The sequence below is a fragment of the Ketobacter sp. MCCC 1A13808 genome, from assembly GCF_009746715.1.
Classification (GTDB): Bacteria; Pseudomonadota; Gammaproteobacteria; order Pseudomonadales; family Ketobacteraceae; genus Ketobacter.
In genome coordinates this window covers 621,565-635,167 of record NZ_VRKW01000001.1, presented here as the reverse complement: position 1 = coordinate 635,167, position 13,603 = coordinate 621,565, and the positions used below count along the sequence as shown (strand labels likewise).

Genomic DNA, 13,603 nt, shown 5'->3' with positions numbered 1-13,603 from the left:
CCGTATCTTACAAGTTTTTGCGAAGAGCACGACCGTAAACTGAAACTGCCAATGGGTTGTGCTAATAATAATGATAATAGGCAGATCAACAAAACAATACGTGTTTACACCATTGTACCTATAGCATTGTTACCGATGAGCACGCCTTCTTCGTATTGAAACACTGGATACAGACAGTAGGTGGAGGTAAACATGAAAGGGTTCCCCGATTTTAAGAACCTGGTTCAGATGTCTGCAGCACGAGCAGCAGACAAGGGTGACGCAGAAGTAATTGCGTTTCTGGCCGAAGACGGCAGCCGAGAGGGTGCTCTTACCTTTGCCGGGCTCGATCAGGCGGCAAAACGAATCGCAGCAGGTTTGGTCGATAAGGGGTTGTCCGGTCGCAATCTGATGTTGCTTTATGCACCTGGCCTGGATTACATCAAAGCTTTCTTCGGGTGTATGTATGCCGGCTGTGTTCCGGTCCCCGCCTATCCCCCTATGGGGGCCCGTGATATAGATCGCCTCAAGCGGGTGGTGATGGACTGCGATGCGGGCGCGATATTGTCGTCCAGTATGTTGATGCCAATGATAGAAGCCTGGGTTGCCAACCCCGGTAACGGGCTGAGCCTAACTTGTCTTGCAACGGATGCGCTGGAGTCCAATACGGACATCAGCGGCTTCACCGCCTTTGACGCTAATCCTTCCGATGTTGCTTTCCTGCAATACACTTCCGGTTCAACCGGTCATCCAAAAGGGGTGATGATCAGTCATCAGAATCTGATCGCCAATTTTCAGCAGATCGTTTGGACCTTCGCCCATTCCAGTGATCTGGATTACGTCGCACCGAATTATAAAACGGTAATATGGTTGCCTCCGTTTCATGATATGGGATTAATCGGTGGCGTGTTGACGCCGGTTTACGCTGGCGCGAAAGTGACGCTAATGTCGCCACTGACCTTCCTTAAAAACCCCTTTGTCTGGTTGAAAACAATTTCCGATATGGGCGCCAAAGTGAGCGGCGGACCAAATTTCTCCTATCAATATTGTGCGCGCAAAATCCCTGATGAAAAGTTGCAGGAGTTAGATCTGTCCACTTGGCAAGTTGCCTTTAATGGTGCCGAGCCCATTCAGCTAGATAGCCTGAATACGTTTGCGGATAAATTCGCGAAATGCGGATTTGATAAAAGCGCATTTTTACCTTGCTATGGTTTGGCTGAGGCAACGTTGTTTGTTGCCGGCTCACCTGCATCACGGGGCGCCAAATCGCTGCAGGTAGATCTGGATCAGGTTGCGAAGGGTAAGGTGAACCCGGATGCGCCGGTTGCTGAGGATGCGAAAATTGCTTCGTTGGTCAGTTCGGGCGTGTTAGCGATCGAGACCGACGTGCGCATTGTGGATCCGCAAAGTGGTCAGGCTTGCGGAACGGGCGAAATCGGTGAAATCTGGGTCAACAGCCCTTCGGTCGCTCAGGGGTACTGGAACAAGCCGAGTTTTTCAGACAGTATTTTTCGTGCGGAAATTAAAGGAGAGGAAGACAGCAAACAATTCATGCGTACCGGCGATTTGGGCATGATGTGGGAAGATGAGCTTTATGTGACCGGACGAATTAAAGAGCTGATTATTGTTTCTGGTCGTAACCATTATCCACAAGATATTGAATTCTCGTTGCAATCGTCTAACCCGACTTTCCGCAAAGGCTGTGGCGCTGCATTTGGAATGACTGAGCAGGGGAAAGAAAATCTGGTGGTGATGCAAGAGGTGGCCTCAGCCGCTGGCGATCAAACGGATTATTCACGGCTTGCGCTGGAAGGCGCCAAAGCCATTGCGGTTCGCCACGGTATTACACCCAAAGCCATTGTTTTTATTGCGCCCGGCACATTACCCAAAACCTCCAGTGGAAAAATACAGCGCACCGAAGCGAAGAAGCTCTATGAGCTTGGTACTTTTGCGCCATTACATTCCTGGGAATCAGCGGCTTTCCAGAAAGTGGCAAAGCCGAAAAAAACCCAGATCAGCAATCCGGAGTTCAATGATTGGCAATCGGAATTATATGGGGAAATGCAACAGTGGGTGGCGGACAAACTTAATGTCGAATCGCACCATATCGATTTGGATGTGACGTTTTCTGAGCTGGGTGTTGATTCGATCGAGGCAATTGATTTGGTCGATCGATTACAAGACCGTATAGAACGGACCATTCCGGCTACTGAATTGATGCGTTATCCAACTGTTAAAGCATTAATAGAACATTTTGCAAATGAGTTAACTGAAAAAGATTTGAAAATAAATAATATAGATGAGCATGGATCGCAATCGAAAACTACTGCTTAACCTAAACAAACAATACGATAATAAATACGAATCATCAGACCAATAACTGATAAGAATTAACAAGCCCAGGGGTTAACATGTCCACCAGCAACGCTACTGATACAGCGAAATTATTAAAACAAGCTCTCAAAGAATTAAAAAAATCCAAAGATTCCGTGTCCCGTCTGGAAAAAGAAAAGTACGAGCCCATTGCCGTGATCGGTTTGGGTTGTCGTTTGCCCGGTGGGGCGAACAGCCCTGAGCAATTATGGGACTTATTAGATAAAGGCGGCGATGCGATCACTGAAATGGTGGATCAGCGCTGGATCGCAGACGATTATTATGACTCTGATCCGGAAGCGGTAGGCAAGCTTTACACCAAAGCCAACGGCCTAGTGGACGACGTGGATATGTTTGACGCGGATTTTTTTGGCGTGGCACCGGTAGAAGCCACGTTGATGGAACCGCAACAGCGCTTGTTGCTGGAAACCACGTGGGATTCTTTGGAGCATGCTGGCATTGCACCGGATAGTTTGATGGGCTCTAAAACCGGTGTGTTTGTGGGCATCTGTCACATGGGCTATTCCCATATGCAAGCCCAGTCCGGCAGCCTGGAAGATATTTCCCCGTATAACGGTACCGGTAATGCACATTCCGTTGCGTCTGGGCGTTTGAGTTATTTGCTGGGCTTACAAGGGCCGAGTCTGTCTGTTGATACGGCTTGTTCTTCTTCTCTGGTTGCCATTCACCTTGCGGTGCAAAGTTTGCGTAAAGGTGAATCAGACATGGCCCTGGCGGCCGGTGTAAATTTAATTCTTGAACCCACCACGTCCATGATTTTTGCTCGTGCAGGGATGTTGTCCCCTGATGGTCGTTGTAAGACTTTCGACGGTGGCGCGAACGGCTATGTGCGCGGCGAAGGTTGCGGTACCGTTGTGTTGAAGCGTCTTTCTGATGCGATGCGAGACGGTGACAATGTGTTAGCTGTTGTGCGGGGTTCAGCCGTAAACCAGGATGGTAAAAGTCAGGGTATAACAGCGCCCAACGAGCTGGCGCAGGAAAAGGTACTGCGGGCAGCGCTGGAAGACGCGCGGGTTAAACCCAACGAAGTGTCTTATATTGAGGCGCACGGTACCGGAACCCCGCTGGGTGATCCGATTGAGCTGGCCGCGTTGAATACCGTTTACGGAAAAGAACGCACTGAGAAACTGGTGGTGGGTTCCATCAAGACCAACATGGGTCATCTGGAAGCGGCGGCCGGTGTTGCCGGTTTTATTAAACTGGTTTTATCTATCCATAACCAGGCTATTCCCAAGCACCTGCATTTTGATACACCCAATCCCTATATCGATTGGAGCACTATCGCGATTGATGTGCCGACTGAACAGCGGGCCTGGAATAGCCCAACCCGGATTGGTGGCTTAAGCTCGTTCGGTTTCAGTGGGACCAACTGTCATATTATTGTTGAGCAGGCGCCGATTCCCTCCGATATTGCAGATGAAAAACCGGCGCAGCAGTTTGCTCCCGATTTGCTCACGATTTCTGCGAAATCCAAAGAGGCATTGCAGGCGTACCTCGCAGCGTATGCCGATGCACTTACCCTGCCCACGGTTCAGGATCGTGATTGGAGTGATGTCTGTTTTACCGCATCGACCGGACGTACCCATTTCCGCCATCGTGCCACCATCGCGGCCGGTTCTGCACAGCAAGCAGCCGATCGTCTTAACGCGTTGCTGAAAAACGGTACCTCCGAGGGGATCAATATTGCTGATGTCGGCACCAACCCTGCCAAATTGGCCTTTATGTTCACGGGGCAAGGTGCACAGTTTGCCGGTATGGGGCAGGAGCTTTATCAGCGCTTTCCCGTGTTTCAGCAAGCGCTGGATTCTGTCGCGGAGTTAATGAAAGAGGAATTGGACCAGCCGTTATTGTCGGTCATGTGGGGTGATAACAGTAGTCTGTTGAACGAAACCCAATACACACAGCCCGCTATATTTGCGTTGCAATATGCATTGACACAGCTTTGGACGGCTACCGGTGTGCAGGCTGCCTGTGTTACAGGGCACAGTATTGGTGAGTATGCCGCTGCCGTGTATTCCGGTGTAATGTCATTGGCGGATGCGGTTCGTCTTATTTGCGCGCGGGGCCGCTTAATGGCCAGCGAATGTGAAAAAGGTTCGATGGCTGCGGTGTTTGCCAGTGCGGAAGAAACCCGCAACGTCATTGAAACACTGGATAGTGTGATTGATATTGCTGCGGTCAACGGGCCGCGTAATTGTGTTATTTCCGGTGAAAAGCCGGCGGTAGAACAAGCCGTTGCGTTGCTCACGGATGAGAAAATAAAAGCAAAACTGTTGACGGTATCCCACGCTTTTCATTCCCCGATGATGCAGCCGATGCTGGAAGCGTTTGCCAAAGAGGTAGCGAAAGTTACTCTTAAAGCGCCACGCATCCGATTTATTTCCAGTAAAACCGGCAAGACCGCTACACAGGACGTGAAAAAGCCTGAATATTGGGTGGAGCATGTGCGTGATGCCGTATTGTTCCTGGATGCCGCAAAAGAATTAGGCAATCAGAAAATACAGGCCTGTGTTGAAATTGGTCCTGGCGCTAATCTGGTGAAACTGGCTCCGCAATGCATTGAATCGACGCAGCCGATTAATTATCTGCACAGTGTGGATCGCGAAGCGATAGAAAGCGAGCACCTGACCTCTGTGATTGCAGGACTGCATTGCAGTGGTGCCGTTATTAACTGGAATACGCTGTTTATCGGTGGTGCTCTTGCCCGTGTCGATTTGCCGACTTACCCCTATCAGCGTCAGAGCTACTGGGTGGATAAAATCCGCCATGGTAATTACAGCAAAGCCTCCGGTATGTCCTTTGGCCGTTTACTGTACGCCACTGACTGGTTTGAAACCGCTCTGGCTGGAGACAGCTCGGGAGAGGGTGATGGGCAATCCACTCTGTTCGACGATATGGTGATTATCGGCAACCAGCCTGCCTGGGTGTCGGCATTAAACAGCAGTGCAACAATATTGCACCTGGACGGACAATCCAATGCCGATGCGATTAAAGCCGCGGTAGCGCCGCTACAGGAAAAAGCACAACAGAACGGGAAAATTCTTCCGGTGTTGATCACGGCTCCGAACATGCCATCTCAGCTCCAGGAAGTTCCTTCTGTCGTTCATTCCCAGATTCCGGTGGTGATGGCAGCGGCCAAAGCCATTGTGGCGGGTAGCGATTCGACAAATCCGGCCCGCCTCTGGTGTGTCAGTGAAAACGCGTACAACCTGGACCAGATCAACCTGGCAGCCTATCCCCTCATCGGCTTTGCCAAAGGGTTTGCCCTTGAGGCCGGTGAATTGTGGGGCGGTATCGTCGATCTTAGCGGCAGTGCAGAAGAGCAAGCCTCGGCACTGTGGGCTGAATTGAATGCCAACGCCCAGGAAGATGTGGTTAAGTACCAGGGCGCGACCAGAAGTGTTTTACGCTTAGGTCAGGATCGTCTTAACGATGCCAAAGTAGTGACTCTGGATGCGGATGCCAGTTACCTGGTGACCGGGGGACTGGGTGGCCTTGGATTATACGTAGCCGATGCGCTGGCCCGTAGTGGTGCCAAACACATTGTGTTAATGAGCCGTCGTGGCAGCCTGGATTCATTAGAGGGAGAGCGAGCTGAGCTGATTGGCCGCTTGCAGCAACAAGGCGTTGAGATCAAAGTCGCCAACGTAGATGTGTGTGACGAAGCGGCTCTGGCCGATCTGGTTGGCGAGTTGGCGCAGTCAGCCAATCCGTTGAAAGGTGTGGTGCATGCCGCGGGCATCAGTGAAATAGCACTGGCTCACGAAATGCAGATTGAACAGTGGCAAAAGGTGACCCAATCGAAACTGGAAGGGGCGCTGAATTTACATAATGCCACTCAATCCGTTGAGTTGGATCTGTTTGTCGTGTTTTCTTCCATCGCCTCTGTTTGGGGTTCCGGTGGCATGGCGCATTACGCGGCGGCTAACCACTTCCTGGATGGTCTGGTGGACTACCGTATTGCCAATGGTTTGCCTGCTACGGCCTTCAACTGGGGCCCATGGGGCGGAGCCGGTATGGCAGCGGGCGAAGCCTCAGATGAAGCGGAGCGACGTGGATTAACACCGTTCGATCCAGAATCCGCGATCGAGTTGTTGAGTAAAGCCTGGCATGGTGGCGCTGCGCATCAGACTGTTGCGGATATCGACTGGACACGTTTTCGTGAAATCGTTGAGATGCGGCGTCCGCATCCTATGTTCGGAACATTGGGTCGCAGCCTGGCGGCTACTTCTGGTGTCACCGGCGAGAAATCCGCGTTCTTTAAATCCCTATATCCGCTGGAAGTAGAAGCGCGGGTTGAACAGATCGTCGGTTACCTACAGGGCCTGCTGGGTAAAGTGACCGGCAAAGCTGAGGGTGAGATTGTTGATCCTGAAATGCCGTTGATGGATCTGGGTATTGATTCCATTATGGCGCTGGAAATCAAAAAGCAATTGGAAGCCGACACCGGCCAAGCCATGAAAGCGACGTTGATTTTCGATTACCCGACCATCAATAAAATTGCTGAGTACTTTTCCGTTGCATTGTATGGGGCGGAAAGCGAAGCCCAGTCCGTTTCGGTTGGCAGCTATCATGGTGAAGCCATCGCCATTGTCGGTATCGGCTGTAAGATGCCGATGGCCCCCAACGGCCCCGGTGATTTCTGGAAATTACTGAAAAACGGGGAATGCGGTATCAACGATGAGCCGAGTGATCGCTGGGACCTGACAAAATATTTAGACAAAAACGAAGACGCACCGGGTAAAACCTACACCTTGTCTGCCGGCTTGGTCGATAACATCGAATCGTTCGATGGCAAGCTGTTTGGAATCGCACCGCGCGAACTGGAGAGCATGGAGCCGCAGCAACGCTTGGTGCTTGAAGCCGCCTGGAGTTCTCTGGAAAATGCGGGCTACGCGCCGAACGCAATGAATGGCAGTAAGACGGGTGTGTTTGTCGGCGTGGGTGCCAACGAATACATTCGCGCTTGCGCCACTGGCGCCCGCGAGGATGACATTATGTTTATCCCTACCGGTAACGCGCTCAATGTCATTGCCGGACGGGTGTCCTTTAATATGGGGCTGCAAGGCCCGGCGATGACCATCGATACGGCCTGTTCTTCTTCGGCTGTTGCCATTCACTTGGCATCACAAAGCCTGCGTAACGGCGAATGTGATATGGCGTTGGCCGGTGGCGTGAATGCCATGGTCATGCCGGAGACCTTTGTCGCGTTATCGAAAGCGCATATGTTGTCGAAAGAAGGTCGTTGTAAGACGTTTGACGAAAGCGCCGATGGTTACGTGCGAGGTGAAGGTGTTGGCGTACTGGCGTTAAAACGGTTATCGGATGCAGAACGTGATGGCGACAATATCGTTGCCGTAATCAAGGGCTCAGCGGTCAACCAGGACGGACGCTCCAGTAGCCTCACAGCACCGAACGGACCTTCTCAAGAAACGGTGATTCGCGCTGCGGTGGCCAATGCCGGTTTGACCGTAGACGATATCGACTGGGTAGAGACCCATGGTACGGCAACGCCATTGGGCGATCCCATCGAAGTACAATCACTGGAGTCGGTGTATTGCGCCAATCGCAACAGCGACAATCCGTTGATCATCAGTTCGGTAAAAACCAATATCGGTCACCTGGAATCCGCAGCGGGTGTTTCCAGTGTGATGAAGGCAGCGCTTTCATTGCAACACGGTGAAATTCCGCCGCATCTGCATTTCAATAAATTCAATCCGCACATTGCCGTGGATGCGTCTAAGTTCACCATTCCTACCGAGAGTCGAGAGTGGAAAAGCGGTGAGCGTAAACGCCGCGTGGGCATTAGCTCGTTCGGTTTTAGTGGCACCAATGTGCACATGATTCTGGAAGAAGCGCCGGTACGCAGTGACGTTATCAATGCGGTTGAGCGCAACAGCCATGTGTTGACCCTGTCGGGTAAAACCGAAGGGGCGGTGCTGGGATTGGCGAAACGCTATGCTGAATTCCTGCAACAGGATTATATGAATCCAAAAGAAGTTGCGTTCGCTGATATTGCCTTTACCGCAAACACCGCTCGTCAACACTTCGAACACCGCATTGCCGTTGTTGCTCCGGATTCTGCAGCCGCGATTGACAAGCTAAAACAAGTAGCGGAGGGCGTTTCCGTTGCCGGTAGTTTCAGCAGCGACGGAGTGGCAGCTGTGACAGCCCAGGCTTGGTTGTTCACCGGCCAAGGCTCGCAATACGCAGGCATGGCCAAAGAACTCTATGACACCAACCCGGCCTTCAAGGCGCGACTGGATGAATGCGAGGTATTATTCGAACAGGAAACCGGTGATTCTCTGCTGCAGCTATTGTGGGGTGATCGCAGTGCTGAGATCGACAACACCCAGTACACCCAACCCGCAATCTTCGCACTGGAATATGCACTGGCCTGCCATTGGCAGAGCCTGGGGCTGAAACCCAATGTGATGGTGGGACACAGTGTGGGTGAATACGCCGCTGCGGTGTTGGCGGGAGTTATGTCACTCGAAAGCGCCATGCGTCTGATCGTGGCACGGGGACGCTTGATGGTGGAGCAGTGCGAAACCGGTGATATGGCGGCTATATTGACCACCTACGACAAGGTGGAAGCATTGTTGCAGGGAGTCGATGATGTACAGATTGCCGCGTGCAATGCGCCGGGTAATACCGTGGTGTCTGGCACCGCGGCTGGCATTGCTGCCATTATCGAAAAAGCCGGCGCTGAGGATATCGACGCTCGATTGTTAACGGTCTCTCACGCGTTCCATTCCAACCTGATGCAACCCATGCTGGCGGAGTTCAAAGCCGTTGCTGAAAGCATTGAATTCCATCCGGCGAAACTCGATATTGTCTCCACGGTGAGTGGTTCCCTGAATCAGGGCGAACTCTCTACCGCGGCCTATTGGGTTGAACACGTTAAACGTCCGGTGTTGTTTGTCAATGCAGTACAAAAGCTCCCGGAAATGAAAGTGGATCTGTGTCTTGAAATCGGGCCGGGCTCTACGCTTACCGGCTTGGCAACGCAGATACTGGGAACAGACAAGTGTCGCTTTGTGCACACGCTTCGCATGAAGCAGGACTCCGGGCGTCAGTTTAACTTGGCCGCGGCACAGCTTTATTCTTTGGGTGTTGATATTAAATGGGCCGCATTCGATTCTCCTTATTCCCGCCAGCGTGTTGCAGCACCGAGTTATGCCTTTGACCGTAAGCGATATTGGTTAGGTGACAACGACAACGGCATGGTGGGCGGTGGTGGCTCCATGGGTCAGGTAACAGAAAACCTGCTCAGCGTGATGCACTCCCCCATGAGTGACGATTATTTCTTCGAGAATAATTTCGGTGTAAATCATCCGTTTAATTTGGACGACCACCGGCTCTATGAAGTGGTGGTAGCGCCCGGAGCATTCCATGTTGCCAATACGATTCTGTGCGCACGCGATGTGTATGGCGACAAGCCAGTGGTGTTGGATGATGTTGTCTTCCCGGAACCGTTTATTTTAGAGGAAGGGCAAAAGCGTCGTTTGCATTATGGCTTCAAGAAACTGGCTGCAAAAGACGGCGGTCCGGACTTTGAAGTCAAAGGCTTTAGCCGCGATGAAAAGGCGAATGCCGATGCAGACTGGACCATGCACGCCAGTATGAATGTGTCTGCTTGTGAACAGCCGGACTCAACTCAGGTGTTAACAGCCGAAGACGTCGAGCAAATCCAATCGCGCGCACTGCATACCTTCGATGGTCAGACTTTTTATAACGAAATGTGGAAAGTCGGTTATCAGCTGGGCTCACAGTTCCGTTGGATCGAAGGCTTCTGGCGTCGCCCCGGTGAAACGTTGACCAAGCTGCGTTTACCCGAATCGGCACTGGAGCAGGGTAAATATATAATCCATCCCGGACTGATGGATTCCTGTTTCCAAAGCTCAGCTTTGGCCACCATGCACACGGATTTTGACACCTCGAAAGTGGATGCGATTTACATTCCGTTTGCATTGGAAAACTTACGTTTCTTCCGTAAGCCAAGCACCGAGTTGTGGTGTCATGTAAAAATTAAAAATCCGCCTGAAGATCCGGAAGCGGTTGTGGAAAGCTATTCTCACACCATTCAGGTCTACGATGATCAGGGTAATATCCTGATTGATGTCGATACCCTGCACAGCAAGCGGGCACCGAAGGAAGCGTTGTTGCGGGCCATTAGTAAAGATCCGTTTGACGGTCATTACGATGTGCACTGGAAAACCCAGTCGATTCCGGCAGATCAGGAATTGGCGGCTCTGAAGGGATCCTATCTGGTTATCGGGGAAACGTCTCCGTTGGCCGCAGCGATCTACGACGAATTGAGTGCTAATACGGATATCACCACGTGGCGTATCGCGTGTGATAGCGCAGATGGGTTTAACCAAGAAGACAACACTATCCGCCTGAATCCCGAAGACGGTGGTCAGTGGATGCAGATGATTGGAGCCGTCGGTGGCCTCGCCAACGTGTCGGGTCTGTTGTATGTTGCGCCGCAGGAAATGCCAGCATCCGATGTGCTGGGTCTGCAAAAGCGCATCTTCTCACCCATCCTCAACATGTTAAAAGCACTGCAGCTGATGTCCGCAGCAGGGTCACCACGTTTGTGGTGCGTCACTGAATCGGCGGTGGCGGTACAGCGCAGCGATTCTTATATCAATCCAGCGCAAACCGCGTTACTGGGCTTTGGTAAAGTGTTGGATATGGAACACTCTGAATACGCCTCGGTATTGGTTGACGTGGATTCAGAAGGCAATAGTCGCGCAGCACGCTCTGTTATTACAGAAATGCAGCAAGCCGGTAACGAAAAACAGGTTGCCTACCGTCGCGGCGCCCGGTTGGTTGCGCGTTTGGCGCGCACCGGAATCGAGTCGGCCGGGATGTCGATACCAGAAGCACCTTATCGGCTAATCATCGAGAAGAAAGGCACCTTTGAAGACCTCAAGTTTGTCCCCTTCGAGCCTCGTACTCTGGGATCTACCCAAGTGGGTGTGAGAGTGCTTAGCGCCGGTTTGAACTTCCGGGACGTTATGGGTGTGCTTGATGTCTATCCCGGTGAAGCCGGACCCTTAGGCGGTGAGTGTATCGGTGAAGTCATCGAGTTAGGCGCAGAGGTTAAGGACTTTAAGGTTGGCGACCGGGTAATGCTGCCTCTCACCGAGTCCTGTATGAGTACACAGACGTTGTCAGAAGAACTACTGACCTGTCGTGTGCCGAATAATCTCTCTATTAATGAAGCGTCAACCATTCCGGTTGTGTACTGCACGGCGTTACATGGTTTGAAAAATCTCGCGAAGCTGAAGAAAGGTGAGCGGGTATTGATTCATGCCGGTGCCGGGGGTGTCGGTCTGGCGGCGATCTATATAGCCAGGCATCTGGGTGCGGAAGTGTTCGCCACTGCCAGTGAGAAAAAGCGCGATTATCTACGCAAAATCGGCGTCGAGCATGTCTTTGATTCGCGCTCACTGGACTTTGCTCAACAGATTCGAGCAGCCACCGGTGGTGAGGGCGTAGACGTGGTGCTTAATTCCCTGGCCGGTGAATTCATTACCACCAGCATGCAATTGTTGAATCCAAATGGACGCTTTATTGAGATTGGTAAGGCGGATATCTGGACTCAGGACCGGGTCACTGCGTTCCGTGATGATATCTATTACGAAGCATTCGACCTGGTGGTTGTGACACTGCAGGATCCGATGGCTTTACGCAAACTGATGGATGAAATTGTCGAGAACATTGAGGCGGGGCACTATAAACCGTTGCCGTTCACTGTGTTCCGGCATAAAGAAGCGATGGAAGCATTCCGCTACATGGCGCAGGGCAAGCATGTTGGTAAGATCCTGATTAACCGTGACGATCCTGAGATTACAGTGCAGTCCGATCGCAGTTATCTGATTACCGGTGCCAGTGGCGGCTTGGGTATGTTGTTCGCTAACTGGTTTGCTGACCAGGGGGCCGGAGAAGTGATACTGGCAGCTCGCCGTGATGTGCGGGATGTGGATGCGGAGGGAGTCAAAGAAATTGAGGCGAAAGGCACCAAAGTGACCACGGTGAAAGCGGACTCCGGTGATGCCGAGTCAGTGCAAGCCATGATCAGTGCAGTGCAGGAGAACAGCTTGCCTCTGGCCGGTGTGATCCATGCTGCCGGTGTGCTGGCGGATGCCTTTGTAGTTAACCAGGATATGGCCAGCTTCGAAAAAGTAATGGCTCCGAAACTGGCAGGCGCCTGGTATCTGCACAATGCGACCAAGCATCTAAATCTGGATATGTTCGTATTGTTCTCGTCCCTTTCCTCCTTGCTGGGTGCGCCCGGGCAGGCTAACTACGCGGCGGCTAACGCCTTCCTGGATGGATTGGCACAGCATCGTCGTGCACTGGGAATGCCTGGTATAGCAATAAACTGGGGCCCATGGGGTGAAGTGGGAATGGCCGCGAACAGCCAAGTGGAAGCCAATGCGAAAGCCTCTGGTGTACACCTTATCGAACCGCAGGATGGTCTGAACTGGTTTGCACAGGTACTGGAAAGTAATCCGGTGCAACGTGGCTTGATGGTGATTGACTGGGCAGCGTTGGCTAATATGACGGGCTCTATTCCTGCCTTCCTGTCCGAGCTGGATGTTAAAGCCAGTGTCGGTGTGGATGCGGACCTGCAGAAAATGGCAGATGAATTCCGCAGCTCCTTGCTGGATGCACCGATAGACGAACGTACGCCCATGTTGGTCGACATGATCTGCGAACAGATCAAACGTGTTATGGGGCTGGATGAATCCGATACCATTAACCCGAATCAGCCATTGCAGGAATTGGGTCTGGATTCGTTGATGGCGGTAGAGCTGCGTAATATTCTGTGCGCACTTATCGGCAAGCAACTACCGGCCACACTGATGTTCAAATACCCGACGGTGTCGAGCCTGAGTACCTTCCTGATTCAGGATATGTTCCCTGAGGAAGCGGCAGAGGAGGCACAGCAGGAAGAACAGGCTGCCGCCGACGCTCAGGCACAGCAAGACGAGGATGAAAACGATCAATTGGATGATCTGTCTGACGATGAACTGGCAGCCATGCTGGCGGCAGAGTTAGGCGAAGATGACGAAGACTGATTGTTAACAAATAGGGGCAATAGTCCTGCTAGCCTGGAAGACGGTCATCACCCCGGTGTTGCTTTGACAGCGAGTAGCACCGGGGCGTTGATTCTTTTCGGGCCAGCAGGAACCTAAACCCCAAAACTCGCCCG

The 13,603-nt window shown here is 52.0% G+C and carries 2 protein-coding genes; both read left to right on the top strand.

Features of this window, described 5'->3' with window-relative positions:
• The first annotated feature begins 192 nt into the window (after positions 1-192).
• Entirely contained in the window at positions 193-2,313 is a 2,121-nt protein-coding gene (locus tag FT643_RS02735; RefSeq protein WP_156869135.1) for an AMP-binding protein, read from the top strand.
• Between the two features lie 77 nt (positions 2,314-2,390).
• On the top strand, positions 2,391-13,469 hold the full coding sequence (locus FT643_RS02730; protein ID WP_156869134.1) for a type I polyketide synthase: 11,079 nt from the start codon (positions 2,391-2,393) through the stop codon (positions 13,467-13,469).
• The last annotated feature ends 134 nt before the right edge of the window (positions 13,470-13,603 follow it).

Coding starts and splice junctions, on each gene's coding strand:
- FT643_RS02735 (WP_156869135.1), top strand. CDS start 193: ATGAAAGGGTTCCCCGATTTTAAGAACCTGGTTCAGATGTCTGCAGCA.
- FT643_RS02730 (WP_156869134.1), top strand. CDS start 2,391: ATGTCCACCAGCAACGCTACTGATACAGCGAAATTATTAAAACAAGCT.